General features: G+C 63.7%; 1 protein-coding gene. It reads right to left on the reverse strand.

Annotated elements, in window-relative coordinates; all coding sequences use genetic code 11:
* Window positions 1–441, reverse strand: a 441-nt coding sequence (locus tag VT50_RS37300) for a ketoacyl-synthetase C-terminal extension domain-containing protein (protein WP_143645358.1), incomplete at both ends; no start/stop codon positions are given.

A 441-nucleotide genomic window follows, 5' to 3' on the forward strand; every position in this document is an offset into this window, starting at 1 on the left:
CCGACACCACCCACGGCACCACCCCAGACGACACACCACCACCAGCAGAAACAACCTCCACACTCGAGGCCTCATCCACCGGCGCTTCCTCAAGAAGAACGTGAGCGTTAGTCCCCGACACACCGAAGGAAGACACACCAGCCCGCCGCACCCGCTCCCCACGCGGCCACGCCACGGGCTCGGTCAACAACTCCACCGCACCCGCATCCCAATCCACATGCGAAGACGGCTGGTCCACATGCAACGTACGCGGCAGCACTTCCTGGTTGAGGGCCATGACCATCTTGATCACACCACCCACACCAGCAGCCGCCTGCGTATGACCGATGTTCGACTTCAACGACCCCAACCACAACGGCCGACCAATTCCGCGACCCTGACCGTAGGTAGCCAGCAGCGCGTGTGCCTCGATCGGGTCACCGAGCTTCGTGCCGGTGCCGT

It is taken from the genome of Streptomyces antioxidans (genome assembly GCF_000968685.2).
Taxonomy (GTDB): Bacteria; Actinomycetota; Actinomycetes; order Streptomycetales; family Streptomycetaceae; genus Streptomyces; species Streptomyces antioxidans.